Origin of the sequence: Variovorax sp. 278MFTsu5.1, assembly GCF_048305045.1 — a bacterium.
Lineage (GTDB): Bacteria > Pseudomonadota > Gammaproteobacteria > Burkholderiales > Burkholderiaceae_C > Variovorax > Variovorax guangxiensis.
Genome location: NZ_CP157622.1, coordinates 4803322 through 4829227 on the forward strand (window position 1 = coordinate 4803322; position 25906 = coordinate 4829227).

At 66.6% G+C, this 25906-nt stretch carries 27 protein-coding genes and 1 tRNA gene; 15 read left to right on the plus strand and 13 right to left on the minus strand.

Features of this window, described 5'->3' with window-relative positions:
• Positions 1-32 precede the first annotated feature (32 nt).
• Complete coding sequence (locus tag ABL844_RS22300; protein ID WP_126025273.1) at positions 33-359, plus strand: pyrimidine/purine nucleoside phosphorylase; 327 nt, start codon at positions 33-35, stop codon at positions 357-359.
• A gap of 159 nt (positions 360-518) precedes the next feature.
• A complete protein-coding gene (gene argG / locus ABL844_RS22305; RefSeq protein WP_126025272.1) occupies positions 519-1859 on the plus strand; it encodes an argininosuccinate synthase in 1341 nt (446 codons plus the stop codon).
• Positions 1860-1930: 71 nt separating this feature from the next.
• Here the strand turns inward: argG and ABL844_RS22310 are convergent, their stop codons facing one another.
• Both ABL844_RS22310 and murB read right to left on the minus strand, forming a co-directional pair.
• Positions 1931-2767 carry a glycine-rich domain-containing protein gene (locus ABL844_RS22310; protein WP_418128952.1) on the minus strand — a complete coding sequence of 279 codons (837 nt, stop codon included), beginning with the start codon at positions 2765-2767 and terminating at the stop codon, positions 1931-1933.
• Positions 2768-2784: 17 nt separating this feature from the next.
• On the minus strand, positions 2785-3837 hold the full coding sequence (gene murB, locus ABL844_RS22315) for a UDP-N-acetylmuramate dehydrogenase (protein WP_369661462.1): 1053 nt from the start codon (positions 3835-3837) through the stop codon (positions 2785-2787).
• Between the two features lie 47 nt (positions 3838-3884).
• Between murB and ABL844_RS22320 the strand changes: the two genes are divergently transcribed.
• Both ABL844_RS22320 and ABL844_RS22325 read left to right on the plus strand, forming a co-directional pair.
• On the plus strand, positions 3885-4370 hold the full coding sequence (locus tag ABL844_RS22320) for a YajQ family cyclic di-GMP-binding protein (RefSeq protein ID WP_418128953.1): 486 nt from the start codon (positions 3885-3887) through the stop codon (positions 4368-4370).
• 143 nt (positions 4371-4513) lie between these two features.
• Positions 4514-5158, plus strand: coding sequence for a retropepsin-like aspartic protease family protein (locus ABL844_RS22325; protein ID WP_418128954.1), 645 nt, complete (start codon positions 4514-4516; stop codon positions 5156-5158).
• An 18-nt stretch (positions 5159-5176) separates the two neighbouring features.
• Here ABL844_RS22325 and ABL844_RS22330 read toward each other — a convergent pair whose 3' ends face one another.
• From ABL844_RS22330 to ABL844_RS22345, 4 genes are read right to left on the minus strand one after another with little or no spacing between them, the layout of a single operon-like run.
• Complete coding sequence (locus tag ABL844_RS22330) at positions 5177-5530, minus strand: RidA family protein (protein ID WP_126025267.1); 354 nt, start codon at positions 5528-5530, stop codon at positions 5177-5179.
• Between the two features lie 21 nt (positions 5531-5551).
• Positions 5552-6190, minus strand: a complete 639-nt coding sequence (gene plsY / locus ABL844_RS22335; protein WP_126025266.1) for a glycerol-3-phosphate 1-O-acyltransferase PlsY — start codon at positions 6188-6190, stop codon at positions 5552-5554.
• Between the two features lie 52 nt (positions 6191-6242).
• On the minus strand, positions 6243-7088 hold the full coding sequence (locus ABL844_RS22340) for a DUF6348 family protein (RefSeq protein ID WP_418128955.1): 846 nt from the start codon (positions 7086-7088) through the stop codon (positions 6243-6245).
• An 8-nt stretch (positions 7089-7096) separates the two neighbouring features.
• Positions 7097-7591: an aminoacyl-tRNA deacylase gene (locus ABL844_RS22345; RefSeq protein WP_126025265.1), complete on the minus strand. Its 495-nt coding sequence runs from the start codon at positions 7589-7591 to the stop codon at positions 7097-7099.
• Between the two features lie 91 nt (positions 7592-7682).
• On the opposite strand from ABL844_RS22345, the gene ABL844_RS22350 reads away from it, so the two are divergent.
• The gene (locus tag ABL844_RS22350; RefSeq protein WP_418117229.1) at positions 7683-8306 is read left to right on the plus strand and encodes a hypothetical protein; all 624 of its coding nucleotides are present in this window, start codon (positions 7683-7685) and stop codon (positions 8304-8306) included.
• An 18-nt stretch (positions 8307-8324) separates the two neighbouring features.
• On the opposite strand, the gene ABL844_RS22355 is transcribed toward ABL844_RS22350, so the two are convergent.
• Positions 8325-9386 (minus strand): aldo/keto reductase, encoded by a 1062-nt coding sequence (locus ABL844_RS22355; protein WP_418128956.1) that lies wholly within the window; start codon positions 9384-9386, stop codon positions 8325-8327.
• 138 nt (positions 9387-9524) lie between these two features.
• Between ABL844_RS22355 and ABL844_RS22360 the strand changes: the two genes are divergently transcribed.
• Complete coding sequence (locus ABL844_RS22360) at positions 9525-10454, plus strand: alpha/beta fold hydrolase (protein WP_418128957.1); 930 nt, start codon at positions 9525-9527, stop codon at positions 10452-10454.
• Here ABL844_RS22360 and ABL844_RS22365 read toward each other — a convergent pair whose 3' ends face one another.
• Positions 10455-11465 (minus strand): aldo/keto reductase, encoded by a 1011-nt coding sequence (locus tag ABL844_RS22365; RefSeq protein ID WP_418128958.1) that lies wholly within the window; start codon positions 11463-11465, stop codon positions 10455-10457.
• 126 nt (positions 11466-11591) lie between these two features.
• On the opposite strand from ABL844_RS22365, the gene ABL844_RS22370 reads away from it, so the two are divergent.
• The 3 genes from ABL844_RS22370 to ABL844_RS22380 all read left to right on the plus strand — a co-directional run bounded on the left by ABL844_RS22370 (position 11592) and on the right by ABL844_RS22380 (position 14793).
• A complete protein-coding gene (locus ABL844_RS22370; RefSeq protein WP_418128960.1) occupies positions 11592-12494 on the plus strand; it encodes a LysR family transcriptional regulator in 903 nt (300 codons plus the stop codon).
• A gap of 113 nt (positions 12495-12607) precedes the next feature.
• A complete protein-coding gene (locus ABL844_RS22375; RefSeq protein WP_418128962.1) occupies positions 12608-13441 on the plus strand; it encodes a MetQ/NlpA family ABC transporter substrate-binding protein in 834 nt (277 codons plus the stop codon).
• Positions 13438-14793: an LLM class flavin-dependent oxidoreductase gene (locus ABL844_RS22380; protein WP_418128963.1), complete on the plus strand. Its 1356-nt coding sequence runs from the start codon at positions 13438-13440 to the stop codon at positions 14791-14793. Before ABL844_RS22375 ends, ABL844_RS22380 begins: the two co-directional genes overlap by 4 nt.
• A gap of 69 nt (positions 14794-14862) precedes the next feature.
• Here the strand turns inward: ABL844_RS22380 and ABL844_RS22385 are convergent, their stop codons facing one another.
• The 4 genes from ABL844_RS22385 to ABL844_RS22400 are packed head-to-tail and all read right to left on the minus strand — an operon-like array spanning position 14863 to position 17645.
• Positions 14863-15213, minus strand: a complete 351-nt coding sequence (locus tag ABL844_RS22385; protein ID WP_184641665.1) for a hypothetical protein — start codon at positions 15211-15213, stop codon at positions 14863-14865.
• Between the two features lie 41 nt (positions 15214-15254).
• A complete protein-coding gene (locus tag ABL844_RS22390) occupies positions 15255-16082 on the minus strand; it encodes a MetQ/NlpA family ABC transporter substrate-binding protein (protein WP_418128965.1) in 828 nt (275 codons plus the stop codon).
• 35 nt (positions 16083-16117) lie between these two features.
• On the minus strand, positions 16118-16780 hold the full coding sequence (locus ABL844_RS22395) for a methionine ABC transporter permease (protein WP_093200265.1): 663 nt from the start codon (positions 16778-16780) through the stop codon (positions 16118-16120).
• Positions 16773-17645 carry a methionine ABC transporter ATP-binding protein gene (locus ABL844_RS22400; protein ID WP_418128966.1) on the minus strand — a complete coding sequence of 291 codons (873 nt, stop codon included), beginning with the start codon at positions 17643-17645 and terminating at the stop codon, positions 16773-16775. Before ABL844_RS22400 ends, ABL844_RS22395 begins: the two co-directional genes overlap by 8 nt.
• 241 nt (positions 17646-17886) lie before the next feature.
• Between ABL844_RS22400 and ABL844_RS22405 the strand changes: the two genes are divergently transcribed.
• The 6 genes from ABL844_RS22405 to ABL844_RS22430 all read left to right on the plus strand — a co-directional run bounded on the left by ABL844_RS22405 (position 17887) and on the right by ABL844_RS22430 (position 24514).
• Complete coding sequence (locus ABL844_RS22405; protein ID WP_418128967.1) at positions 17887-18699, plus strand: MetQ/NlpA family ABC transporter substrate-binding protein; 813 nt, start codon at positions 17887-17889, stop codon at positions 18697-18699.
• A 188-nt stretch (positions 18700-18887) separates the two neighbouring features.
• A protein-coding gene (gene prfB, locus ABL844_RS22410) for a peptide chain release factor 2 (protein WP_418128968.1) occupies positions 18888-19992 on the plus strand; the annotation gives its coding sequence in 2 pieces (ribosomal slippage) (positions 18888-18968 and positions 18970-19992; 1104 coding nt in all).
• Positions 19993-19997: 5 nt separating this feature from the next.
• Complete coding sequence (locus tag ABL844_RS22415; protein ID WP_184641662.1) at positions 19998-20693, plus strand: HAD family hydrolase; 696 nt, start codon at positions 19998-20000, stop codon at positions 20691-20693.
• On the plus strand, positions 20680-23376 hold the full coding sequence (pepN, locus tag ABL844_RS22420) for an aminopeptidase N (protein ID WP_418128970.1): 2697 nt from the start codon (positions 20680-20682) through the stop codon (positions 23374-23376). The genes ABL844_RS22415 and pepN overlap by 14 nt, the downstream gene beginning before the upstream one ends.
• Positions 23377-23402: 26 nt before the next feature.
• Positions 23403-24413, plus strand: coding sequence for a class 1 fructose-bisphosphatase (locus ABL844_RS22425; protein ID WP_019658239.1), 1011 nt, complete (start codon positions 23403-23405; stop codon positions 24411-24413).
• Between the two features lie 25 nt (positions 24414-24438).
• Positions 24439-24514, plus strand: a tRNA-Thr gene (locus ABL844_RS22430).
• Between the two features lie 51 nt (positions 24515-24565).
• On the opposite strand, the gene ABL844_RS22435 is transcribed toward ABL844_RS22430, so the two are convergent.
• Positions 24566-25765 carry a restriction endonuclease gene (locus ABL844_RS22435; RefSeq protein ID WP_184641660.1) on the minus strand — a complete coding sequence of 400 codons (1200 nt, stop codon included), beginning with the start codon at positions 25763-25765 and terminating at the stop codon, positions 24566-24568.
• Positions 25766-25906: the final 141 nt, after the last annotated feature.

Here is a 25906-nt window from a genome sequence, read left to right on the forward strand (position 1 = left end):
TTCGCCGGCCGCCAAAGCGCCGGCGCCACCCAATGACGACGACTACCGACACTCTGAACAGCGCCGCAGTGGCCACCAAGGCCAATGTGTATTTCGACGGCAAGTGCGTGAGCCACAGCCTCACGCTGGCGGACGGCACCAAGAAATCGGTCGGCGTGATCCTGCCGTCCACCCTCACCTTCAACACCGGCGCTCCCGAGATCATGGAAGGCACCGCCGGCAGCTGCGAATACCAGCTCGCGGGCACCGACGAATGGATCGCCTCGGGCCCCGGCCAGAAGTTCAACGTGCCCGGCAACTCGAGCTTCAAGATCCGCGTGACGGGCGAGCCCTACAGCTACATCTGTCATTTTGGGTAAACCCCCAGGCTTCGCGCACTTCGTGTCGCTTCTCCCACCCCCTTGCAGGGGGCGATACCGATGGCCCGGCAAAGCCGATTCCACGGTATCCCGGACAAAGAGCCGCGCCACGAAAGCCATGAGCCATTGAACCGCGCCACCACCAACGGAACTCCCAACATGTCGACCATCCTCCAAAACGTTCCCGCCGGCCAGAAGGTCGGCATCGCCTTCTCCGGCGGCCTGGACACCAGCGCGGCGCTCCACTGGATGCGCAACAAGGGCGCGATCCCCTACGCCTACACCGCCAACCTCGGCCAGCCCGACGAGCCCGACTACGACGAGATCCCCCGCAAGGCGATGCTCTACGGCGCCGAGAACGCCCGCCTGATCGACTGCCGCGCGCAACTGGCCAACGAAGGCATCGCCGCCCTGCAGGCCGGCGCATTCCACGTCACCACCGCCGGCGTCACCTACTTCAACACCACGCCGCTGGGCCGCGCCGTCACCGGCACCATGCTCGTGTCGGCCATGAAGGAAGACGACGTCCACATCTGGGGCGACGGCAGCACCTACAAGGGCAACGACATCGAGCGCTTCTACCGCTACGGCCTGCTGACCAACCCCGCCCTCAAGATCTACAAGCCCTGGCTCGACCAGGTCTTCATCGACGAGCTGGGCGGCCGCGCCGAGATGTCGGCGTTCATGCAGAAGGCCGGCTTCGCCTACAAGATGTCGGCCGAGAAGGCGTACTCCACCGACTCCAACATGCTCGGCGCCACGCACGAAGCCAAGGACCTGGAGCACCTGAACAGCGGCATCACCATCGTGCAGCCCATCATGGGCGTCGCCTTCTGGAAGGACGAGGTCGAGGTCAAGCGCGAGACCGTGTCTGTGCGCTTCGAGGAAGGCGTGCCGGTCGCGCTGAACGGCGTGCGCTACTCGAACCTGGTCGAGCTGATCCTGGAAGCCAACCGCATCGGCGGCCGCCACGGCCTGGGCATGAGCGACCAGATCGAGAACCGCATCATCGAGGCCAAGAGTCGCGGCATCTACGAGGCTCCCGGCCTGGCGCTGCTGTTCATCGCCTACGAGCGCCTGGTCACCGGCATCCACAACGAAGACACCATCGAGCAGTACCGCGAGAACGGCCGCAAGCTCGGCCGCCTGCTCTACCAGGGCCGCTGGTTCGACCCGCAGGCCATCATGCTGCGCGAGACGGCCCAGCGCTGGGTGGCGCGCGCCATCACCGGCGAAGTGACGGTCGAGCTGCGCCGCGGCAACGACTACTCGATCATGAACACCGAGTCGGCCAACCTCACGTACAAGCCCGAGCGCCTGAGCATGGAGAAGGTCGAAGGCGCGTTCACGCCGCTGGACCGCATCGGCCAGCTGACGATGCGCAACCTCGACATCGCCGACACGCGCGAGAAGCTGGGCATCTACACCCAGACCGGCCTGCTGTCGTCGACCGAAGGCGCCGCGCTGCCGAAGCTGGCGAACGACGGCGACGCGAGCTGATCGACGGCGATCAAAGCCTCCAATGACAACGGGCCCCTCGGGGCCCGTTTTTCATGGGTGATGTGCAAGGTTCAGTCCCCGCCGCCTCCACCGCAGCCGCCTCCACACCCGCCACCGCCATCGGACGAGCCTCCGTCGCCGGAGCCGCCATCACCGCTGCTGCTCGACGACTCGCTCCCGCCGAAGCCGCCTGCATCGCCCGAGCTGCCGCTGTCCGACGACGAATCGCCGAAGCTGGTGCCGCAATGGGCATCCGAGCCGATGTGCCGCTCGACCGCCCGGCAGTCGGGTATGTAGTGAAAGCCGCCTTCGATGGCGAACTTGATGTCCAGCGCGAACAGCAGCGGCAGCCGCGCGGGCTTGCGCGGATCGATGCTCTCTTCCTTGCAGGCCCAGTACCAGGTGCGGCGCAGGCCGTCGTTGCGCTTGGGGTCCCGGCCAAGCACTTCGGCAGGGCTGTGGTGCAGCATGCCCCCGAAGGCCGCCTTGCACCAGTTCTGGTAGCCCTGCGTGTGCAGGATGAACTCGTGCCAGGCCGTGTCGACCACCTTCGAGGGCATGGCCACGAACTTTCGATCGCTGCGCAGGTGCGCCATGAAGAACTGGCGCAGGCCGCGCAGCACCAGTTCGGCGTCGCGCCGGCTGAGCTGCGGATGCGCCTGGCACAGCTTGCCGACCAGGAAGGGCGGCAGCCGCGCCTCGCGGATGAACTGGCGCCGCAGGCTGGTCTCGAGGAACTTGAGCACCGCCGCGAACAGCAGCGCGAACACGATCACCGCCACCATCGAGCCCCAGCGCCGCGTTCCGAGGAAGAGCGCCAGCAGCGCGACCACGGGCACCGCCCGGCGGGCCCAGACGAGGGCACCGATGCGGCGGCGGAAATTCAGGTGCAGGAAGTCGAGGTCCATGCTGGCGTGGCGTCAGCTCAGACGACGACCGGCTCCGGCTCCAGCCGGATGCCGAAACGCTCGTACACGCTGGTCTGGATCGCCTTGGCGAGCGTCATCACCTCGCCTCCCGTCACCGGGTTCTCGCGGCCGCCGCGGTTGACCAGCACCAGCGCCTGCCGCTCGTACACGCCGGCATTGCCCACCGACTTGCCCTTCCAGCCGCAGGCATCGATGAGCCAGCCGGCCGCCAGCTTGATGCTGCCGTCGTCCATCGGGTAGTGAACGATCTTCGGGTCGCGCGCGATGATGTCCGCACACTGCTCGGGCGTGACCGTCGGGTTCTTGAAGAAGCTGCCGGCGTTGCCCAGCACGCGCCAGTCGGGCAGCTTGGCGCGACGGATGGCGCAGATCCAGTCGAAGATGTCCTGTGCGCTCGGCGTGAAGTTGCCCGTCTCCTCCATCTTGCGCTCCAGGTCGAGGTAGCCGACCACCGGTTTCCAGGGCTTGGGCAGGCGAAAGCGCACCCGGGTGATCACCGCCCTGCCCGCCAGGCCGAAATCGTTCGGACCGCTGCGCACATGCTTGAAGACCGAGTCGCGGTAGCCGAAGGCGCATTGGGCCGCATCGAGGGTGAAGCTGCGGCCGGTTTCGAGGTCGAAGGCGTCGAGCGACTCGAAGCGGTCCTGCAGTTCGACACCGTAGGCGCCGATGTTCTGCACCGGCGAGCCGCCCACCGTGCCGGGAATCAGCGCCAGGTTCTCCAGCCCCGGATAGCCGTTGCGCACCATCCACTCGACGGCGTCGTGCCAGGTTTCGCCCGCGCCTGCCTCCACGATCCAGGCGCGCGGGGTTTCTTCCAGCAGCCGCAGGCCCTTGATCTCGACCTTCAGCACCAGCGATTTCACGTCGCCCGTCAGCACGATATTGCTGCCGCCACCCAGCACGAAACGGGGCGCGTCGCGCCATGCCGGATCGTCGCGCAGCGCGGCCAGGTCGGCCTCGCCGGCAATGCGCGCCAGGTGCTGCGCGCGCGCGACGATGCCGAAGCTGTTGTAGGGCTGCAGCGGGACGTTGGACTCCACGATCATGGGAGAATTGTCGCATCTGCACCCGTGAAGAATTCAGGAGAGAGTCCATGCCGTCCTTCGATACCGTCTGCGAACCCAACCTTCCCGAGGTGAAGAACGCAGTCGAGAACACCGCCAAGGAAATCGCCACGCGTTTCGATTTCAAGGGCACAGCCGCCGCCGTCGAGCTCAAGGACAAGGAAATCACCATGATCGGCGACGCCGAGTTCCAGCTCGTGCAAGTCGAAGACATCCTTCGCAACAAGCTCACCAAGCGCAGCGTCGACGTGCGCTTCCTCGACAAGGGCGACGTCCAGAAGATGGGCGGCGACAAGGTCAAGCAGGTCATCAAGATCAAGAACGGCATCGAGAGCGAGCAGGCCAAGAAGATCACCCGCGTCATCAAGGACAGCAAGCTCAAGGTTCAGGCCGCGATCCAGGGCGACGCGGTGCGCGTCACCGGCGCCAAGCGCGACGACCTGCAGGCAGCCATGGCGCTGATCAAGAAGGACGTGCCCGACATGCCGCTCACCTTCAACAACTTCAGGGACTGATCTAGGTACTCCCCCAGGCTTGCCCACTTCGTGTGGCCGCCAACCCCCTCGCCGGGGGCAATACCGGCGGACCGGCGGAGCCGGTTCCGCGGTATTCCTGGTCTATCAAGTCGAACAACCGACGCTGGAGCAGCAAGCCTCGTATGAAACATCTTCTCGTCGCAGCGCAGCTGTTCGCTGCCGCCGCCGTGGCGCATGCGGCCGGCTCGGTCACGCTGACGGGCAGCATCGGCAGCCGCGCGATCCTGATCGTGAACGGCAATCCGCCCAAGACGGTGGCAGTCGGCGAGAGCTACCAGGGCGTGAAGCTGGTATCTCTGCAGGCCGAGCAGGCCGTGGTCGAGATGGAGGGCAAGCGCGTCAACCTGCGCATGGACACGCCGGTGAGCATCGGCGGTGGTGGCGGGTCGGGCGGGGGCGGAAGCCGCGTGGTGCTGTCGGCCGACAGCCGCGGGCACTTCATGACGCAGGGCGCCATCAACGGCCGGCCGGTCACCTTCATGCTCGACACGGGCGCGACGGCCATCGCGCTGTCGGCCGACGACGCCCAGCGCATCGGCCTGGACTACAGCAAGGGCCAGCGCGTGCTGATGAACACCGCCAACGGCACGGCTACCGGCTACAAGCTGCGCCTGCAGTCGGTGCGCGTGGGCGACGTGGAGGTGTACGACATTGACGCCATCGTCTCGCAGCAGGCCATGCCCTTCGTGCTGCTGGGCAACAGCTTCATCAACCGCTTCTCGATGCGGCGCGACGCGGACCAGATGGTCCTCGAAAAACGCTATTGAGCTAGGGCCAGGGCCTGTTCAGGCCTGCGCGGCCGTCACCACGATCTCGATCTTGTAGGCCGTGTTGGCCATTTTGGCCTGCACGGTGGCGCGCGGCGGCGTGTTGCCGGCCGGGATCCAGGCGTCCCACACCTCGTTCATGGCGGTGATGTCGTCGATGTCGGCCAGGAAGATCTGCGTCATGAGAATGCGCGACTTGTCGCTGCCGGCTTCGGCCAGCAGGCGGTCGACCATGCCCAGCACCTGCGTGGTCTGGCCGCGGATGTCCTGCGTGGTGTCGTCGGGCACCTGGCCTGCGAGGTAGACGGTGCCGTTGTGCACTGCCGTCTCCGACAGGCGCGGGCCGACGTGGTAGCGGGTGATGGAAGCCATGGAACGTGTTCTTTCTTCGGTTCAGGTTGGTTTCTTCTTGGAGCCGAGCTTCGACTCCGTGCCGGCAGCGAGCCGGCGGATGTTCTCGCGGTGCCGCCAGATCAGCAGCAGGCTCATGACGATGATCGCGACCAGCGCCGTGCGGTCCAGCGGCCACGCGATGCCGCCGCCGATCAGGTAGTAGGCCGGCGCGAAGAAGGCAGCCACCAGCGAGGACAGCGACGAATAGCGGAAGAAGATCGCGATGATCAGCCAGGTGGCGCCGGTGGCCAGCCCCAGCCAGGGCGCGATGCCCACCAGCACGCCGGCGGCCGTGGCCACGCCCTTGCCGCCCTGGAAGCCGAAGAACACCGGGTACAGGTGCCCGAGGAACGCGGCCACGCCGGCCACGGCTGCAACGCCCTCTCCCAGCCCCCACTGCGCGCCGAACTGGTGGATGAGGAACACGGGCACCCAGCCCTTGAGCGCATCCAGCAGCAGCGTGGCGAGCGCCGCGCCCTTGTTGCCCGAACGCAGCACGTTGGTGGCGCCGGGGTTCTTGCTGCCGTAGCTGCGCGGGTCGGCCATGCCGAGCGCCTTGCTCACGATGACCGCGAACGAAAGCGAGCCGATCAGGTACGACGCCACGATGGCAATGATGGAAGGCAAGGTGAAGCTCAAGACGGCACTCCGCGGGGGATGATGGTTGTTGTTGTGTGTTCGGCGTATCGGATCAGGCGACCGGCGCCTCGGGCGGCGATTGGATCACGACGTACTGCTTGCGAAACTCGAAGCCCCGGTCGGGCCACTGCGCCGCGTAGGCGCGCAGCGCATCGGCGCCGGCGGGCCAGTCCTCGCCGTTGATGCGGCAGTCGGCCTGCACTTCGCCCTCGGCGTCTCGCGCGGCATAGAGCCGCACGCCGTAGAGGCCGTCCGACTCGATCTGCGGCTTGAAGGCATCCCAGGTGTTGGTGAAGAGGCAGCAGGGGCAGAACGGATGTTCTTCCTCCTCGGCCGCCTCCTTCGCATGTTGGTGCGCGACCGGTCCGAAGAGCACGCGCCGCTCGCGGGCCGGGCGGCCTTCGGCCTCCTTCGCTTCCCAGTTCATCTGCATCGAAGTGCAGTGGCTCAGGCCTGCCGTGTCGGCGGACAGCGCATCGAGGAACACGACCAGATCGACCTGCGCCCAGAGGTCGAAGCCCCGGGTCAGGGAAGCGGCGATGTCGGCGCCCACCGAATGCTGGAACTCGAAGAGGCCCTTGGGCAGCAACTCGGCATGCGCCACCTCGATGGTGCTGCTGGTGCGCACGCTGCCGTCGCTGTTGGCCCAGTAGCTGGTGATCTGTGGCCAGAGCCACAGACCGCTGCCGGGCAGCCGCAGCCAGCCTTCGCGCTCGCGCACCGGCTCGTGGCCACGTGCCTCCAGCGTTTCGAGCAGCAGTTCGGTGAGGTCGAAAACCTCGGTCCAGTCCTTCTTGCCATCGTTGAACTCGACTTCGAACGACGGCCCGCCGCCTTCGTTGGCGGGACAGAGCGGAGGAAAGAAGTCTGGGGAGGACGAGGACGGTGATGTCGCCATGGCGGCGGCTATTCTGCCAGCGCGCATTGCACGGGCTTCGCGCCCAGCAGCGCCACGCACACCTGCGGGTCGATGCCGATCAGGTAGCCGCGCCGCCCGCCGTTGAGCACGATCCGCGGCAGCTCCAGGATGCTCGACTCCACGTACACCGGCATCTCGCGCCGCGTGCCGAAGGGCGAGGTGCCGCCCACCATGTAGCCGCTGTGCCGCTGCGCCACCTCGGGCTTGCAGGGCTCCACCGACTTGGCGCCGATCTGACGCGCCAGATTCTTGGTCGACACCGTGCGGTTGCCGTGCATCAGCACGATCAGCGGCCTGGCGTCCTGGTCCTGCATCACCAGCGTCTTGATGACGGTGAAGGGGTCCAGCCCCAGCATCTCGGCGCCGCGCTGCGCGCCGCCGTGCTCGACGTATTCGTAAGGGTGCTCGGTGAAGGCGATCTTGTGCGCGCGCAGCAGTTGCGTGGCGGGTGTCTCGGAGGTGTGGACGCTTTTCTTGGCCATCTGGGTGGCAACTTCCGGTTCAGGATGACTTCAGGAAATCCGGTGTACCGCAGCAAGAATCTGCCGCACCACATCGAATTCCGGTCGAGCCATGCAGCATACGCCAGCCCCGGAGGGCGCGATTCCGTTCCCCACGCTGCGCCGCCCCGCCCTCACGGCGCTCGTGCTGGCGGTCGCGGCCATGCACGCGGCGGTGCTCTGGCTGCTTGTGATGGCGACGAAGCCGCATGGGCGCACTGCCGGTGCAGCGAAACGCATCGTCGTGGAAATGGTGCGCACTGAGCCTCCGACGAAAGCGGATCCGGCGCCACGCAAGAAGGCGGCATCGCCTGCCTCCACTTCATCGCCGCGCCCGGCCGCCAGGCGGCCGCCGCAATCCGTTCGAGCCAAGGCGAACGCCGCTCCCGAGGCTCCGGCCGACACATCGCCCCCATCGCAAGCAGCAAGCGTTGCACCCGCGCCGCCGCCGATCCTCCACTCGGAAAGCATGCGCCGCGCCCTGCGCGACATCGCCCGCGAACGCTCCTTCGCCGACCGAGCCGCCGAGGATCTCAACGGCAGCCCGCGCTCGGGCTTCGACTCCAGCCTCAGCGCGGGCGTCGCAGGCGCCGCGCGCGGGGACTGCAGGAAGGGCGAGTTCAAGGGCGGCGGCATGGGCCTGCTGAGCCTGCCCGCGCTCGCGCTGGCTGCCGCGAACGGCGAATGCGCCCGCTGACGGATCAGGGAACGGAACTCAGGCAGCCGGATCGCGGATTTCCCAGCGGATCTTGTCGATCTCGGCCAGCACCTCCGGCGACAGCGTCGTGCCGTACACGTCCAGATCTTCTTCCAGCTGCGCCAGCGAGGTCACGCCGATGATCGTGCTCGCCACCTGCCACTTGGTGTAGCAGAAGGCCAGCGCCAGCTGCGTCGGCGTCAGGCCGTTGTCGCGGGCGAGCTGGTTGTAGCGCCTGGCCGCGCGCAGCGAATCGGGGCGGCCCCAGCGCTGCTTGCGCACCGATTCGTAGCTCGAGATGCGCGCGCCCTTGGGCGCATCGGGCCCTTCGATGCCGCTCTGGTCGTACTTGCCGGTCAACAGGCCGAAGGCCAGCGGCGAGTACGCCAGCAGCGACACGCCCAGCCGGTGCATGGTTTCGTCCAACCCGTTCTCGTAGCCGCGGCTGATGAGGCTGTACACGTTCTGCACCGTCGCCACGCGCGGCAGGTCGTGCTGTTCGGCCAGCCGCACAAACTCGTGCACGCCGTACGGCGTTTCGTTCGACAGGCCGATGGCGCGCACCTTGCCCGCCTTCACCAGCTTGCCCAGCGCTTCGAGCTGTTCGTGGATCGGGGTCTTGGAGGTTTCCTTGGCCGGGTCGTAGTAGATGTTGCCGAAGAGCGGCACGTGGCGCTCGGGCCAGTGGATCTGGTAGAGGTCGATGACGTCGGTGCGCAGCCGCTTCAGGCTGGCGTTGCACGAGGCCTCGATGTCGGCCGCAGTCATGCCGCTGCCTTCGCGCACCCAGGGCATGCCGCGCGAGGGGCCGGCCACCTTGGTCGCGACCACCAGCTTCTGGCGCGCGCCGGGGTTGGCGGCGAACCAGTTGCCGATGATGGTCTCGGTGAGGGAGTAGGTTTCCTTGCGCGTGGGCACCGAGTACATCTCGGCGGTGTCGATGAAGTCGACGCCCCGCTCCAGCGAGCGGCTCAGGATGGCGTGGGAGGTGGGCTCGTCGACCTGTTCGCCGAAGGTCATCGTGCCGAGGCAGATCGGGGTGACGTGCAGGTCGCTCTGACCGAGTTGGATCTTTTTCATGCGCGGGATGCTACCGCCCCGGTCTCAGGCCCGCCGGCCGCCGCGCCAAAACCCGAGCGCCGCGCGGCCTGCCGGCCGGCCGCTGCCTGTCCTGTGGCGGACTGCGTCAGTACAAAGGCCTCCTTATCATCGACGCCCATGTACCAAGCCCTCCGCCCCTCCCGCAGCGAATTCGTGCCCGTGCGCAACCTCAGCTACCACGTACGGCTGTGGGGCCAGCCTTCCGACGCGCGTCCGCCGCTGGTGCTGGTGCATGGCTGGATGGACGTGGCGGCGTCGTGGCAGTTCGTGGTCGACGCGATGGAGGAAGACCGCTTCATCATCGCCCCCGACTGGCGCGGCTTCGGCCTCACCGACGGCGGAGGCGTCGACAACTACTGGCTCGCCGACTACCTGGCGGATCTCGAATGGCTGCTCGACCACTACGCCGGCGAAGGTGAAAGCGCCCGGCAGATCGACCTCGTCGGCCACAGCATGGGCGGCAACGTCGCCATGCACTATGCCGGCGTGCGGCCGCAGCGCATCCGGCGCCTGGTCAACCTCGAAGGCTTCGGCATGCCCGCGCGCAAGCCCGACGAAGCGCCCACGCGCTACGGCCAGTGGATCGACGAACTGAAGCGCCTGCACCGCGGCGAAATGGCGCTGGCCGGCTACTCGGCCGTGGACGGCGTGGCCCGCCGCCTCATGAAGACCAACCCGCGCCTCACGCCCGACAAGGCCGCCTGGCTCGCCAGCCACTGGTCGGTGAACCACGCGCAGCCCGACGGCAGCGAGCGCTGGCAGATCCTCGGCGAGGCGGCGCACAAGATCGTCAACGCGCACATCTTCCGTGTCGACGAGACGCTGGCGCTCTATGCGCGCATCACCGCGCCGCTGCTGATGGTGGAAGCCTCCGACGACAGCCTGCACGGCTGGTGGAAGAACCGCTACACGCTCGACGAATTCCACGAGCGGCTGAAGTCGGTCGGCAACGTGCGCATCGAGCGGCTCGAAGACGCGGGGCACATGCTGCACCACGACCAGCCGCGGATCGTCGCGCGGATGATCGAGGAGTTCCTCGCGGCCTGATCAGCCGCGCCGGGGCTCGCTGTCCAGGCTGGCCATCTGCGCCGCCGCATAGCGGTCGCCGGCGGCAGCGCCCTTCGGCACCGCGCGCTCGATGGCGGCGAAATCGTCGCCCCCCAGCTTCACGCTCAATGCGCCGAGTGCCTCATCGAGCCGCGTGCGCCGCCGCGCGCCGATCAGCGGAACGATGTCGTCGCCCTGCGCCGCCACCCACGCGATGGCGATCTGCGCCACGCTCACGCCCTTTGCGTCGGCGATCTTGCGCAGAGCCTCGACCAGCGCGAGGTTGCGATCGACGTTCTCGCCCTGGAAGCGCGGGCTGTGCGCGCGGAAATCCTTTTCGCCCGCGCTGTCCTTCGTCCAGTGCCCGCTGATGAGGCCGCGCGACAGCACGCCGTAGGCGGTGATGCCGATGCCCAGCTCGCGGCAGGTGGCGAGGATGTCGTCCTCGATGCCGCGCGAGATCAGCGAGTATTCGATCTGCAGATCGCAGACCGGGTGCACGGCCGCCGCCTTGCGGATGGTCTGCGGGCCCACTTCCGACAGGCCGACGTGGCGCACGTAGCCCGCCTTCACCAGATCGGCGATGGCGCCGATGGTCTCCTCGATCGGCACGTTCGGGTCGAGCCGCGCGGGGCGGTAGATGTCGATGTGGTCCACGCCCAGGCGCTGCAGGGAGTAGGTCGCGAAGTTCTTCACCGCCGCCGGCCGCGCGTCGTAGCCGACCCAGCCGCCGGCCGGGTCGCGCATGGCGCCGAACTTCACGCTGACGAGTGCCGCGTCGCGCTGCGAGGGCTTCAGGCCCTTCAGTGCCTCGCCGATCAGCATCTCGTTGTGGCCGCTGCCGTAGAAGTCGCCGGTGTCGAGCAGCGTGATGCCCGCGTCCATGGCGGCGTGGATGGTGGCGATGCTTTCGGCGCGGTCGGAGGGGCCGTACATGCCCGACATGCCCATGCAGCCGAGGCCGATGGCGGAAACCTTGGGGCCGGTGGCACCGAGCTGGAGTGTGTTCATCGAAGCGTTCCTTTCAGAGGGCCGGACGCGATGGCGAGCGGCATGGCGGTAGTCTGGAAGCAAAGACGCCGTTCGATAATCCGTCCAACCCTGCACGGGTTGTGCGGGAAAACGCACAATCGCGCGATGAACGAACCCGATCTTGCCGACTTGGGCGCCTTCGTGGCCGTCACCCGCGCGCGCAGTTTCCGGGGCGCTGCTGCACTGCGCGGCGTGTCGCCCTCCTCGCTCAGCGAGGCCATGCGCAGGCTCGAGGCGCAGCTGGGCGTGCGCCTGCTGAACCGCACCACGCGCAGCGTGACGCCCACCGAAGCGGGCCAGCGCCTGCTCGACCGCATCTCGCCCGCGCTGGACGACATCGCCGGCGCGCTCGACACGCTCAACAGCTTTCGCGACAGCCCCACCGGCACGCTGCGCCTGAACGTGCCGACCATCGTGGCGCAGCGCGTGCTGCCGCCGCTTGCCAGCCGCTTCCTGCGCACGCACCCGGGCATCACGCTGGAAATCACGACCAACGACACCTTCATCGACGTGCTCGCAGCGGGCTTCGACGCCGGCATCCGCTATGACGAGAGCATCGCCCGCGACATGATCGCCGTGCCCCTGGGCCCGCGCACGCAGCGCTTCGTGGCCGCGGCATCGCCTGACTACCTCGCCGAGCACGGCGTGCCCAGGCACCCGACCGACCTGCTGCGCCACGCCTGCATCGGCCACCGCTTTCCCAGCGGCGTGCTCGCGGCCTGGGGCTTCGTGCGCAAGGGCAAGACGGTGAAGATCACGCCGAGCGGGCCGCTGATCGCATCGGCGCTCGACCTGGAGCTGCACGCCGCCGAGTCGGGCCTCGGCGTGATCTACACCTTCGACGAGTACCTGCGCCCCTCCATCGACCGGGGCACGCTCGCGCCGGTGCTGGAGGACTGGTGGCAGAGCTTCTCGGGGCCGTTCCTGTACTACCCGAGCCGCACGCACATGCCGGCGCCGCTGCGGGCTTTCGTCGATTTCCTGAAGGCCGAAGGCAAGTCCGGCTGATGTCCGCCGGATATTTGCCCAGCGGATAACCAAGCGCGCGAATCTTCGTTCGCGCGGCACTCACCGCGTCCTAGAGTGCGCAGCTCCCTTTGCCGTCCCCTGGAGTTGTAGTCATGCCTTCCTCTTCGCGCGCGCCGTCGTGGCTGCGCCGCTTCGCCCCGCTGCTCGGCGGCCTCGCCCTGAGCCTGGCGGCCCAGCTTTCCGCTCACGCGGCCGACCTGCGCGTGGGCTTCATGCCCGGCCCGTACCGCGATGCCTTCACGAACGGCATCGAGCCCCAGCTGAAGAAGCTGGGCTACACCGTCAAGTACGTCGAGTTCAGCCAGGGCGTGCAGCCCAACGACGCGGTGGAGCGCGGGCAGATCGACGCCAACATCTTCCAGCACACGCTGTACCTCAACGCCACCAACAGGCAGCAGGGCTTCGACCTCGTGCCGGTGGTGCATGTGCCGACCCCGCCGATGGGCCTCTACTCGCAGCGCCACAAGTCGCTCGACACCGTGCCCGACGGCGCCACGGTCACGCTGCCATCCGACCCGGTGAACGCGGCTCGCGCGCTCAACATCCTCGCGGGCATCGGCTGGGTGACGCTCAAGCCGGGCGTGAGCCCGGTCTCGGTGTCGGAGCGCGACATCGTCGCCAACCCCAAGCGCCTGAAGCTGGTGCCGTTGGAGGCCGCGCAGGCCCCGCGCTCGCTGGCCGACGCCGACATCGCCGCCGTGCAAGGCAACTTCGCCATCGCCTCGGGCCTGAAGCTCACCGAGGCGCTGAAGCTGGAGAACATGACGCTGCCCTACGTGAACGTGGTCGCCGTCAAGCGCGGCAACGAGAGCGCGAAATTCGCGCAGGACATCGCGGCGGCCTACCAGTCGCCCGAATTCCAGCGCTTCTTCAGGGCCAACCCGGCATGGGCCGGCTACCGGCTGCCCGACTACTTCTCGCAATGAGCCTTTCGAACAACAAGACCGCGCTGCGGCAGCTGCACCTCAACGTCAACATCCTGCATTCGGGCTTCGTGCCCTCGGCGTGGCGCCTGCCGCAGAGCGATCCGTGGGCCTTCGCCGACATCCAGCACTACATCCGCACCGCGCAGATCGCCGAGGCCGGCAAGCTCGACGCGGTGTTCCTCGCGGACAACGCGGCCATCGTCGACCAGATCCACTTCCGCCCGATCACCGCGCTGGAGCCCACGGTGCTGCTGGCCTGCGTGGCCGCGGCCACCACGCACATCGGACTGATCGCCACCGCCTCGACCAGCTACAACGAGCCCTACAACGTCGCCCGCCGCTTCGCCACGCTCGACCATGTGAGCAGTGGCCGCGCCGGCTGGAACGTGGTGACCACGGCCGACCTGCCCTCGGCGCGCAACTTCGGCCTCGACGCCACGCCCGACCACGCGAAACGCTACGCGCGCGCCTCCGAGTTCACCGACGTGGTGAAGGCGCTGTGGGACAGCTGGGAGGACGATGCCTTCGTCGGCAACAAGGCCTCCGGCAGCTTCATCGACACCGCCAAGGTGCATGCCATCGCGCATCGCGGCGAGCACTTCGCGGTGCAGGGCCCGCTTAACCTTCCGCGCTCGCCGCAGGGCCACCCGGTGCTGGTGCAGGCCGGAGCCTCGGCCGACGGACGCGAGCTGGCCTCACGCCACGCGGAGGCTGTGTTCTCCGCCTCGCAGTCCTTCGAGGAATCGCTGGCCTATGCCCGCGCACTGAAAACCCGCGCCGCCGAACTGGGCCGGGGCCCCGACGCGGTGAAGGTGCTCGCAGGCCTGACCACCATCGTCGGCGCCACCGAAGCCGGGGCGCGCCGCCGCCGCGACGAACTGGTCGACCTGATCCCGTGGGACTACAGCCTCACGCGCATCGCCGGCACCCTGGGCATCACGCCCGACCGGCTGAAGCTCGAAGAGCGCCTGCCCGACAACCTGCCGCTGCCCGCCAATGGCAACGGCAACCACACCTTCTTCAATGCGGTGGTCGCGGCCGGCCGCACACATGGCTACACGGTGCGCCAGCTGATCCGCGAACTCGCGGGCGGCGGCGGGCACCGCGTGATCGTGGGCACGCCGGAACAGATCGCGGACGACATCGAGCGCTGGTTCAGCGCCGGTGCGGCGGACGGCTTCAACCTGATGCCTGACGCGCTGCCGCACGGGCTGCAGGATTTCGTCGACGGGGTGGTGCCGATCCTGCAGAAGCGCGGGATCTTCCGCACGGAATACGAGGGGCGCACGTTGCGCGATCACCTGGGGCTGACGCGGCCTGCCGGGCGGACGGCGCAGCGGCTGGCCGCCTGAATAGATAAAGGTAAAGGGCGCAAAGAAAAAAGGCCGCGGTTCACGCGGCCTCTTGTTCTTCTTGCGTCATCACTCCTCGTCGGCGTCGTTGCCCGTGAGCGACAGCACTTCCTCGACGAAGGCTTCGAACAGCGGCAGCGACGCCGGCAGCCCCTCCAGCGACTCAGCCTCGCCCGCATCGAAGAAATGCGGCTTGCCCGCCGGCACCGAAGCCCACTCGCCCGCCTCCAGAAGCAGGCCGAGGTAGCCGTCATCGGTCGGCAGATAGAAGAGCCCCGCGCTCTCGAGCACGCGCTGCCCCTTCTTCCTGCCGCGCCCCCAGCTCACGCCCTGCCCGGCCAGGCGTTCGGTGATCCAGCCGTCGCACACGTGTGTGTCGCGCCAGTTTCCCTGGGCATCGAATACGGCCAGAACGGGCATGGAGAGTCCTTTTCTCGAAGAAGGATGAAGGAAAGGAAGGATTACTGCAGGAAACCGGGCTTGGCGTAACCCTGGAATTTGCTGTCAACCACCGCCTTAAACTCCTTCGAGCGGTAGGCATCGGCGATGTCCTTGGCCCACTGGGTGTTCTTGTCGGCGGTCTTCACGGCGACCACATTCAGGTAGTAGTCGGGCGTCTTTTCGAGTACCACGGCCTCGGTGAGCTTCAGGCCCGAGGAGATCGCGAAGTTGCCGTTGACGATGGCGTACTCGGTGTCGCCGAGCGAGCGCGGCAGCTGGGCGGCTTCGAGCGGAATGAACTTCAGCTTCTTCGGGTTCTCGGCCACGTCCTTCTCGGTGGCGCGCAGCGGGTCGATGCCGGACTTCAGCGTGAGCAGCTTGTTCTGCTCCAGCAGCACCAGCGCGCGGGCCAGGTTGCTCGGGTCGTTCGGCAGCGTCACCCGGTCGCCCTCTTTCACTTCAGCCAGCGTCTTGCGCTTGGTCGAGTACACGCCCATGGGCGCGATCGGGCCCTGCACCAGTTCGGCGAGGTCGAGCTTCTGGTCGGCCGCGAACTTCTTCAGGTAGACCTGATGCTGGAAGAAGTTGGCGTCCAGCGAGCCCTGGGCCAGCGCGAGGTTGGGCTGCACATAGTCGTTGAACTCGACCAGCTTCACCTTGTAGCCCTTCTTCTCGAGGATGGGCACGATGCCCTGCTTCAGCTGGTCGGCGTTGGAGCCGGCGGTACCGCCGATCACCAGGTTCTTCTTGGCGGGGTCTTGCGCATGGGCCTGCAGCGAGAGGCCGCCCAGGGAAAGGGCTGCCAGCGACAGGGCGAGAAAGGAACGGCGCAGGAAAACGGTCTTCATGAGATTGGAAAAGCTGGAAGGGAAAAAGTGAGAGATCAACGCTTGTCGAGCCTGCGTGCCGTGGCGTTGCCGGCGAATTGCAGGATCTGTACCAGCACCACGAGCAGCGCCACGGTGAGCACCATCACGTCGGTCTGGAAACGGTAGTAGCCGTAGCGGATGGCCAGGTCGCCGATGCCGCCGCCGCCCACCACGCCGGCCACCGCCGAGTAGGAGAGGAAGCTCACGGCGAGCACGGTCAGCGCCAGCACCAGGCCCGAACGGGCCTCCACCAGCAGCACGCGCCAGACGATCTGCAGCTCGGTCGCGCCCATGGCGTGGGCGGCCTCGATCACGCCGCGCGGCACTTCGCGCAGGCACTGGTCGACCAGCCGCGCCAGGTAGGGAATGGCCGCGAACGACAGCGGCACCGCGGCCGCCAAAGGCCCGATGGAGGTGCCCGCGATCACCCGCGTGAACGGCACCAGCGCCACCAGCAGGATGATGAAAGGGAACGAGCGCACCGTGTTCACCAGCCAGTTGAGCACCAGGAACGCCGGCTTGTTCTCCAGCGACTGCCCCGGCCCCAGCAGGAACAGCAGGATGCCCAGCGGCCCGCCGATCAGCACGGCGGCCGAGAGGCCGATGGCCAGCATCATGAAGGTCTGCCCGGTGGCGACCCACAGCTCGGGGAGGATGGGGGCGATGTTCTCAAACATAGGCCAGCTCCTGCGCGCCGAACTGGGCCGACGGCCGCGCCGGGTGCGATTCGCGCGCCTCGCGCTCGCGGCGGCGCACCAGCTCGTCGATCTCGCGGCCCAGCGCGGTCTTGCGCTCGGCCTCGCCGGCCGCATCGACCGCGAACTGCTCCACCAGCCGGCCCTTCTCGAGAATGGCCACGTTGCGGCACAGCACTTCCACCACCGACAGCTCGTGCGTGACGATCACGATGGTCACGCCGATCTTCTGGTTGATGTCGCGCAGCGTCTCCAGCAGCGAGCGCGTGGTTTCGGAGTCGAGCGCCGAGGTGGGCTCGTCGCACAGCAGCACCTGCGGGCGCGGCGCCAGCGCGCGGGCGATGGCCACGCGCTGCTTCTGCCCGCCGGAGAGCTGGGCCGGGTAGGTGTCGATCTTCTCGGCCAGGCCGACCAGGGCCAGGCACTCGCGCACGCGCGCGTCGATCTCGGCCTTGGAATGGCGGCCGTGGATCTTCAGCGGGAAGGCCACGTTGTCGAACACCGTGGCGTTCTGCAGCAGGTTGAACTGCTGGAAGATCATGCCGATGTTCTGGCGCGTGTCCCGCAACTCGCTGCGCGAGAGCGTGGTGAGGTCGCGCCCGCCGACGAAGACGCGGCCCGCGTCGGGCCGCTCCAGCAGGTTGATGAGGCGCAGAAGCGTCGACTTGCCGGCGCCGCTCTTGCCGATCAGGCCGAACACGTCGCCCTGCTGGATGTCGAGCGACAGCGAATGCACGGCGTCGAACACCTCGCCGCTGGGCAAGGCGAAGGATTTCTGCACCGATTGGAGACGGATGACTGGCGCCGCGTGATCGCCGCGGCCCTGGTCAGGCGTAGGGTGGGTCATGGAGAAGAAGCGCAGCCCGCGCGGGTGGCGCAGGTCGCGTAGGTTCGAAAAAAGGTGCCGAGTATGAAAAGAAACGCAGCGAAAGGGAACGAACAAAAAGGATGCTGTTTATACGAATAGGCACATAAGAAAAGTCTGTGACGGGCGCGACACGCCATATCGATATGCAGATTGGTTCGTTCCCTTCCGCGGCCGGCAATGCCACATTCGCGCCTTCGTTTTTTTCGATCCGCGCAAGCACATGCATACCAATTTCCGCCGCCGCACCTTCGCCCTCGCCACCCTGGCTACCGCCCTCTTCGCAGGCTCCGGCGCCTTCGCGCAGGACAAGAACAACATCAAGGTCGGCGTCTCCGTCGGCAACGGCGAGCAGATCTTCGAAGTGGTCAAGAAGGTCGCCGCCAAGGACGGCCTGAACATCCAGGTGGTCGTGTTCAACGACTACCAGCTGCCCAACGCCGCGCTGGCCTCGGGCGACCTCGACGCCAACGCCTTCCAGCACCAGCCATTCCTGGACAACCAGAACAAGGCGCGCGGCTTCGACATCGTGCCGGTGGGCCTGACCATCACCGCGCCGCTGGGCTTCTACTCGCGCAAGATCAAGTCGATCGACCAGCTGCCCGACGGCGCCTCGGTCGGCATCCAGAACGACCCGTCCAACGGCAACCGCGCCCTGCTGCTGCTGCAATCGGCCGGTCTCATCACGCTGAAGCCGGAGGCGGTGAAGAACAACACGGCCACGCCGCTGGACGTGGTCACCAACCCGAAAAAGCTGAAGCTGGTGGCGCTCGACGCCGCCCAGCTGCCGCGCTCGCTGGACGACCTGACCATCGCCTCCATCAACAACGACTACGCCGAGAAGGCCGGCCTGTCTCTGAACAAGGACGCGGTGATCAAGGAATCGCCCAAGAGCCCCTACGCCAACCTGATCGCCGTGCGCCGCGCCGACAAGGACAAGCCCTGGGCGAAGCGCCTGGTGGCGGCCTACCAGTCGCCCGAGGTGAAGAGCTTCATCGAGACTCAGTTCAAGGGGTCGCTGGTTCCGGCGTTCTGACGACTCTTGCTCCCTCCCCCGCTGGGGGAGGGCCGGGGGTGGGGGCAAGCGGCGCTCGCATGGGACGCCCTGCCCGCCCCCGTCCCAGCCTTCCCCCAGAGGGGGAAGGAGCAATACGGGGGCCTCCTCGGTGGAAGACCGGAGCATGAGAAAATGCCCGGTTTCCCCGAACACAGTCAGGACACCCCATGGACGCAGAACAGATCAACCAAATCGGCGCGATGCTCGCGGACCTGAGCGCCCGCACGGTCGATTTACGGAGGTATCTTTGACTACGATGCCAAGGCCGAACGTCTGAGGACGGTCAACGCATCGCTCGAAGATCCCAACGTCTGGAACGACCCGAAGAAGGCCCAGGAGCTGGGCAAGGAAAAGAAGTCGCTCGACGACGTGGTCGTCACGCTCGACCGGCTCACCAGCGGCCTGTCGGACAACACCGAGCTCTACGAGATGTCGAAGGAAGACGGCGACATCGCCGGCCTGCAGGCCATCGCCGATGACGCCGCCACGCTCGAAGCCGACATCAAGCAGCTCGAATTCCGCCGGATGTTCAGCAACCCGGCCGACCCGCTGAACGCCTTCATCGACATCCAGGCCGGCGCCGGCGGCACCGAGGCCTGCGACTGGGCCAGCATGCTGCTGCGCCAGTACACCAAGTACGCCGAGCGCAAGGGCTTCAAGGCCCAGCTGGAAGACGAGACCCCCGGCGACACCGCCGGCATCAAGAGCGCCACCATCAAGGTGGAAGGCGACTACGCCTTCGGCCTGCTGCGCACCGAGACCGGCGTGCACCGCCTGGTGCGCAAATCGCCCTTCGACTCCTCGGGCGGCCGCCACACCAGCTTCGCCAGCATCTTCGTGTACCCGGAGATCGACGACTCCATCGAAATCGAGATCAACCCCGCAGACGTGCGCACCGACACCTTCCGCGCCAGCGGCGCCGGCGGCCAGCACATCAACAAGACCGACTCGGCCGTGCGCCTGACGCACATCCCGACCGGCATCGTGGTGCAGTGCCAGGACGGCCGCAGCCAGCACAGCAACCGCGACGTGGCCTGGAAGCGCCTGCGCTCGCGCCTGTACGACCACGAGATGCGCAAGCGCCAGGAAGAACAGCAGAAGCTCGAAGACAGCAAGACCGACGTGGGCTGGGGCCACCAGATCCGCAGCTACGTGCTGGACAACAGCCGCATCAAGGACCTGCGCACCAACGTCGAGGTCTCGGCCACGCAGAAGGTGCTCGACGGCGACCTCGACGTGTTCATCGAGGCCTCCCTCAAGCAGGGCGTGTGATACCGATGAGCCTGCAAAGCCTGAAGGGTGGCAAGGTCGAAGCCTTCATCTTCGACATGGACGGCACCATGATCGACTCCATGCCCTGGCATGCGCGGTCGTGGGTCGAGTTTGCGCAGAACCACGGTGTGAAGCTCGACGTGAGCGAGATTCTTGCGCGCACCACCGGCCGCACCGGCACGGAGAGCATGCGCGAATTGTTCGAGCGCGAGCTTTCCGACGAAGAGTGCCAGGCCATGGTGCACGAGAAGGAAGAGATCTACCGGGCCCTTTTCCACGACAACTTCACCGAAGTCGCAGGCTTCACGGCCTTTGCCAAGGCAGCGGTTGCACACGGCCTGAAGGTGGCGGTCGGCACGGCCGGCGACAGGCACAACATCGAGTTCGCCATGTCGCGCCTGAAGATGGACCCGCTGCCGCTGGCCATCGTGGGCGGCGACGAAGGCTTCTCGGGCAAGCCCACGCCCGCCATCTTCCTGGAGGCCGCGCGCCGCATCGGCGTTGCGCCCGAGCGCTGCATCGTCTTCGAGGACGCGCCCTTCGGCATCGAAGCCGCACGCCGCGGCGGCATGCGCGCCGTGGCCGTGTGCAGCACCCATTCCGCCGCCGAGCTTGCCGGCCCCCATGTGATCGCCGCGGTTCGCGACTACGACGAACTCGCCCATTCAAATTTTTTGGAGACCCTCGATGCTGCAGCGTGACGCCCAAGGGCAACCCATCGCCATCCGCCGCGAAGACTACGCGGCCCCGGCCTATTGGATCGACACCGTCGACCTGACCTTCGACCTCGACCCCGCCAAGACCCGCGTGCTCAACCGCATGCAGATGCGCCGCAACTCCGAGGTGCCGGTGCAGCCGCTGCGCCTGGACGGCGACGAGCTGAACCTGGCGCGCGTGCTGGTCAACGGCCAGGGCGCCTCGTTCCGCATGGAAGGCGAGCAGCTCGTCATCGACGGCCTGCCCGACGCTTTCGAACTCGAGATCTTCACCACCTGCTGCCCCATCAAGAACACCAAGCTGATGGGCCTGTTCGTGAGCGAGGACACCTTCTTCACGCAGTGCGAGGCAGAGGGCTTCCGCCGCATCACCTATTTCCTCGACCGTCCGGACGTGATGGCGAGCTACACCGTCACCCTGCGTGCCTCGAAGGCGGCCTACCCGGTGCTGCTGTCGAACGGCAACCTCGTCGAACAGGGCGAGCTGCCCGAGGGCCGCCATTTCGCCAAGTGGGTCGACCCGTTCAAGAAGCCCAGCTACCTGTTCGCGCTGGTGGCGGGCAAGCTGGTGGCGCGCGAGCAGCGCATCAAGGCGCGCAACGGCAAGGAACACCTGCTGCAGGTGTACGTGCGCGCCGGCGACCTCGACAAGACCGAGCACGCGATGAACTCGCTCATCAACTCGGTGCTGTGGGACGAGGCCCGCTTCGGCCTGCCGCTGGACCTGGACCGCTTCATGATCGTCGCCACCAGCGACTTCAACATGGGCGCCATGGAGAACAAGGGCCTGAACATCTTCAACACGAAGTACGTTCTGGCCAACCAGGCCACCGCCACCGACGCCGACTACAGCAACATCGAGAGCGTGGTCGGCCACGAGTACTTCCACAACTGGAGCGGCGACCGGGTGACCTGCCGCGACTGGTTCCAGCTCTCGCTGAAAGAGGGCCTCACCGTCTTCCGCGACCAGGAATTCAGCCAGGACCTGTGCGCCGACGCATCGGCGCGCGCCGTCAAGCGCATCGAAGATGTCCGCGTGCTGCGCACCGCCCAGTTCCCCGAGGACGCCGGCCCCATGGCCCACCCGGTGCGACCCGACAGCTACATCGAGATCAGCAACTTCTACACCGTCACCATCTACGAAAAGGGTGCCGAGGTGGTGCGCATGATGCAGACGCTGGTCGGTCGCAAGGGCTTCGAGAAGGGCATCACGCTCTACTTCGAGCGCCACGACGGCCAGGCCGTGACTTGCGACGACTTCGCGCAGGCGATTGCCGACGCGAACCCCGAATCGGAACTCGCCCGCCTGCTGCCCCAGTTCAAACGCTGGTACAGCCAGGCCGGCACGCCGCGCCTTGCCGCCCATGGCGTGTACGACGCGCAGAACCGCAGCTACACCCTGAGCGTGGTGCAGAGCTGCCCGCCCACGCCCGGCCAGCCGACCAAGGAACCCTTCGTCATTCCGCTGAACGTCGGCCTGCTCGACGCCAGCAGCGGCCGCGAGCTGCCGCTGCAGCTGGAAGGCGAGAGCGAAGCAACGCACGGCACGCGCACCGTGGTGCTGTCGCGCGCCGGTGAGCAGATCACCTTCACGGGCCTCGACGCGGAGCCGGTGCCCTCCATCCTGCGCGGCTTCAGCGCGCCGGTGATCCTCGACTTCGAGTACACCGACGCCCAACTGCTCACCCTGCTGGCCAACGACCCCGATCCGTTCAACCGCTGGGAAGCCGGCCAGCGCCTGGGCCTGCGCGCCGCGCTGAACGGTATTGCCGCGCTCGCCACCGACAACTCGCCGGTGCTGAACGACGCCTACATCGACGCCATGCGCAGCGTGCTGCGCAACCCGCAGCTCGACGCCGCCTTCAAGGAACTGGTGCTCACGCTGCCCTCGGAAACCTACATCGCCGAGCAGCTCGACGTGGTCGACCCGCAGCGCGTGCACCTGGTGCGCGAAGCCATGCGCGCCCAGCTGGCCACGGCCCTTTTTGCCGACTGGCAGTGGGCCTATGAAGAAAACCACGACACCGGCGCCTACAGCCCCGATCCGACCTCGTCGGGCCGCCGCGCGCTGGCCGGCATGGCGCTGAACTTCCTGTGCCTGGCGGCGCGCGCCTCTGGCGACGTGGTGTGGCCGGGCAAGACGCTGCAGCGATTCAAGGACGCGGGCAACATGACCGACCGCTTCAACGCACTCAACGCGCTGGTGTCGTCGGGCCACACGCTGGCGGCGCAGGCGCTGGCGCGCTTCCACGCCATCTTCAAGGACGAGGCGCTGGTCATCGACAAGTGGTTCTCGCTGCAGGCCGGCGCACCCGACCGCGGCGGCGACATCCTGCCGCTGGTGAAGCAGCTGATGAAGCACCCCGACTTCTCGCTGAAGAACCCGAACCGCGCGCGCAGCGTGATCTTCAGCTACTGCAGCGCCAACCCCGGCGCCTTCCACCGCCCCGACGCGGCCGGCTACGTGTTCTGGAGCGAACGCGTGATCGAGCTCGACGCCATCAACCCGCAGGTTGCCGCACGCCTCGCGCGCGCGCTCGACCGCTGGAGCAAGCTGGCCGAGCCCTACCGCAGCGCCGCGCGCGAGGCGATCGCCCGCGTGGCGGCCAAGCCGGACCTGAGCAAGGACACCCACGAAGTGGTGACCCGCGCTCTTGCTGGCAACTGAAGCAGAAACCCGAACCCGGAAAACACATGGCTCAAAAGATTTCCCTCACCCGCTACCTCGTCGAACAACAGCGCGCCGACGGCCTCATTCCCGGCCAGCTGCGCCTGCTGCTCGAAGTGGTCGCGCGCGCCTGCAAGAGCATCAGCCAGGCCGTCAACAAGGGCGCGCTGGGCGGCGTGCTCGGCACGGCCGAGAGCGAGAACGTGCAGGGCGAGATCCAGAAGAAGCTGGACATCATCGCCAACGAAGTGCTCATCGAGGCCAACGAATGGGGTGGCCACCTCGCGGCCATGGCCAGCGAGGAAATGGACAGCATCTACGTGGTGCCCAACCGCTACCCGCAGGGCGAATACCTGCTGATGTTCGACCCGCTCGACGGCAGCAGCAACATCGACGTGAACGTCAGCATCGGCACCATCTTCAGCGTGCTGAAGAAGCCCGACGACCACCCCGGCGTGCAGGAAGCCGACTTCCTGCAGGCGGGCACCCAGCAGGTGGCCGCCGGCTACTGCATCTACGGCCCGCAGACCACGCTGGTGCTGACCGTGGGCAACGGCGTGGCCATGTTCACCCTCGACCGCGAACAGGGCAGCTTCGTGCTGACGCAGGAAGACATCCAGATTCCGCCCGACACCAAGGAATTCGCGATCAACATGAGCAACATGCGCCACTGGGACGAGCCCGTGAAGCGCTACATCGACGAATGCCTGGCCGGCAAGGAAGGCCCGCGCGGCAAGGACTTCAACATGCGCTGGATCGCCAGCATGGTCGCCGACGTCCACCGCATCCTGATGCGCGGCGGCGTCTTCATGTACCCCTGGGACAAGCGCGAACCCGAAAAGGCCGGCAAGCTGCGCCTGATGTACGAGGCCAACCCGATGAGCTGGCTGGTCGAGCAGGCCGGCGGCGCGGCGACCAACGGCAAGCAACGCATCCTGGACCTGCAGCCCACCAAGCTGCACGAGCGCGTGAGCGTGATGTTGGGTTCTAGAAACGAAGTTGAGCGTTTGACGCAGTACCACGCCGAGAAGGCCTGATTTCTTGGCTATAATCTGAGGCTTCGCCGGTGTAGCTCAGTCGGTAGAGCAGCTCATTCGTAATGAGAAGGTCGGGTGTTCGATTCATCTCTCCGGCACCAATTAAAAGCCCGCTATCCAAAAGGTAGCGGGCTTTTTCCGTTATGCGGAATTCAGGAAGGCCATTCGGCCAGCAGCTCCCCAACGCGCTCTGGCGAGTTGTAGCCAGCCTGAATCAATATTTCAGCGATATCTCGCCCGCAGATAAACACGATCGGATGGCGGTCGTCGCGCACCTCCTCGTAGGCTTGCTTGGCGATCAATGAGGTGGTGACTAGGATGCCGAACTGACGGTGCCGAATCCGGGAGATCAGGCGAGCGACCTCGCGCACACCGACCGTGTTCGCCGCCACAGCTTCGGACGCCGGGCGATAGCACTTCGCCTCCAAAGCGAACTCAGCATAGACCGGGTCACCGCTTAGCCCGAGCAAGTACCTGCCGACCGCATCCCGCCCTCCATCGACACTGCCCCGGGTGATCTCGTCGATGATCACTCGCCGGTCCGAGAGCTGATAGATCCGGGCAGCAAAGGACTCGAACGCGTGCGGCGAAGCTTTGAAATGGTTCCATACCTGCTCCAGGATCGCAGCCTTGAGAGCGGTGTCCGGGCGCTGCTCGCTTTCAGTTCGAATCACTTTCGTGGGTTCTGAGGTCAGGGGCATGTAGACCCCCGTCTTGATCCACGAACTCCACGCGTTGGGCGCATTTGCCAACGCTCCCCCTGGGGACGAAAGGCTATCGATCCACGTGCGCGAGACTGTTGCCGCATTGAGAACCGTGAAAACGGAGCGGTAGTTTTGGAATCGCTCCCCTGCGGTTGTCTTCCAGACGGCCACCAGATCCTCTGTCATGGGAAGACCTGGAAACCCCGGGGCGGCAAGACCCTTAAACTGAACAGACCGATTGCTCTTCGCAGTCGGGGACTTGGTAAAGACCAAGAACGGCGGCACCTCCGCCCTCTTCGCCGCGTCTCCATGTGCATTCTCGAAGGCTGCCTTCAAAAGAAGATTGCCGCGTCGCGTGGTGTCATGAAGATCATGTCCCGGCGTGCGGTTGTCGCCGTAGTAAATGAACTGACCGGTGTTCAGGTCTAAGCGGTCGGGCCAGTCGCCTTCTTCACCGCTCGAATACAGAACGACGAACTTCTTCTTCAAGCCCGGGCCCGATGCCCTGAATCCGCCTTGATTGCCCGCTCCTGGAAGCAGTTTGGCGATCGGATCACTGCTGGTATTGGCGGCACTGCCCCCTTCATAAATCGCGTCTACGACAAGGTCGGCGGTCGGCAAGTCGTCGAAGCTGAATATGCGGGTCATCTCGAGGCAGGGGCTGAGACAGATTGATCAAAGATGCGCGGACGATATGCGCCCGCGCATTAATTTAACAATCTTGAAACAACTGCGCCTAACTCACAAGGCCGATGCCCGGTGGAACGAGGTGCCGCCACCCCACCTGGG

Bases quoted from the DNA above. Each gene is read 5' to 3' on its own strand.
- ABL844_RS22300 (WP_126025273.1), top strand. From the start codon at position 33: ATGACGACGACTACCGACACTCTGAACAGCGCCGCAGTGGCCACCAAG.
- argG (WP_126025272.1), top strand. From the start codon at position 519: ATGTCGACCATCCTCCAAAACGTTCCCGCCGGCCAGAAGGTCGGCATC.
- ABL844_RS22310 (WP_418128952.1), bottom strand. From the start codon at position 2,767: ATGGACCTCGACTTCCTGCACCTGAATTTCCGCCGCCGCATCGGTGCC.
- murB (WP_369661462.1), bottom strand. From the start codon at position 3,837: ATGATCGTGGAGTCCAACGTCCCGCTGCAGCCCTACAACAGCTTCGGC.
- ABL844_RS22320 (WP_418128953.1), top strand. From the start codon at position 3,885: ATGCCGTCCTTCGATACCGTCTGCGAACCCAACCTTCCCGAGGTGAAG.
- ABL844_RS22325 (WP_418128954.1), top strand. From the start codon at position 4,514: ATGAAACATCTTCTCGTCGCAGCGCAGCTGTTCGCTGCCGCCGCCGTG.
- ABL844_RS22330 (WP_126025267.1), bottom strand. From the start codon at position 5,530: ATGGCTTCCATCACCCGCTACCACGTCGGCCCGCGCCTGTCGGAGACG.
- ABL844_RS22340 (WP_418128955.1), bottom strand. From the start codon at position 7,088: ATGGCGACATCACCGTCCTCGTCCTCCCCAGACTTCTTTCCTCCGCTC.
- ABL844_RS22345 (WP_126025265.1), bottom strand. From the start codon at position 7,591: ATGGCCAAGAAAAGCGTCCACACCTCCGAGACACCCGCCACGCAACTG.
- ABL844_RS22350 (WP_418117229.1), top strand. From the start codon at position 7,683: ATGCAGCATACGCCAGCCCCGGAGGGCGCGATTCCGTTCCCCACGCTG.
- ABL844_RS22355 (WP_418128956.1), bottom strand. From the start codon at position 9,386: ATGAAAAAGATCCAACTCGGTCAGAGCGACCTGCACGTCACCCCGATC.
- ABL844_RS22360 (WP_418128957.1), top strand. From the start codon at position 9,525: ATGTACCAAGCCCTCCGCCCCTCCCGCAGCGAATTCGTGCCCGTGCGC.
- ABL844_RS22365 (WP_418128958.1), bottom strand. From the start codon at position 11,465: ATGAACACACTCCAGCTCGGTGCCACCGGCCCCAAGGTTTCCGCCATC.
- ABL844_RS22370 (WP_418128960.1), top strand. From the start codon at position 11,592: ATGAACGAACCCGATCTTGCCGACTTGGGCGCCTTCGTGGCCGTCACC.
- ABL844_RS22375 (WP_418128962.1), top strand. From the start codon at position 12,608: ATGCCTTCCTCTTCGCGCGCGCCGTCGTGGCTGCGCCGCTTCGCCCCG.
- ABL844_RS22380 (WP_418128963.1), top strand. From the start codon at position 13,438: ATGAGCCTTTCGAACAACAAGACCGCGCTGCGGCAGCTGCACCTCAAC.
- ABL844_RS22385 (WP_184641665.1), bottom strand. From the start codon at position 15,213: ATGCCCGTTCTGGCCGTATTCGATGCCCAGGGAAACTGGCGCGACACA.
- ABL844_RS22390 (WP_418128965.1), bottom strand. From the start codon at position 16,082: ATGAAGACCGTTTTCCTGCGCCGTTCCTTTCTCGCCCTGTCGCTGGCA.
- ABL844_RS22395 (WP_093200265.1), bottom strand. From the start codon at position 16,780: ATGTTTGAGAACATCGCCCCCATCCTCCCCGAGCTGTGGGTCGCCACC.
- ABL844_RS22400 (WP_418128966.1), bottom strand. From the start codon at position 17,645: ATGACCCACCCTACGCCTGACCAGGGCCGCGGCGATCACGCGGCGCCA.
- ABL844_RS22405 (WP_418128967.1), top strand. From the start codon at position 17,887: ATGCATACCAATTTCCGCCGCCGCACCTTCGCCCTCGCCACCCTGGCT.
- ABL844_RS22415 (WP_184641662.1), top strand. From the start codon at position 19,998: ATGAGCCTGCAAAGCCTGAAGGGTGGCAAGGTCGAAGCCTTCATCTTC.
- pepN (WP_418128970.1), top strand. From the start codon at position 20,680: ATGCTGCAGCGTGACGCCCAAGGGCAACCCATCGCCATCCGCCGCGAA.
- ABL844_RS22425 (WP_019658239.1), top strand. From the start codon at position 23,403: ATGGCTCAAAAGATTTCCCTCACCCGCTACCTCGTCGAACAACAGCGC.
- ABL844_RS22435 (WP_184641660.1), bottom strand. From the start codon at position 25,765: ATGACCCGCATATTCAGCTTCGACGACTTGCCGACCGCCGACCTTGTC.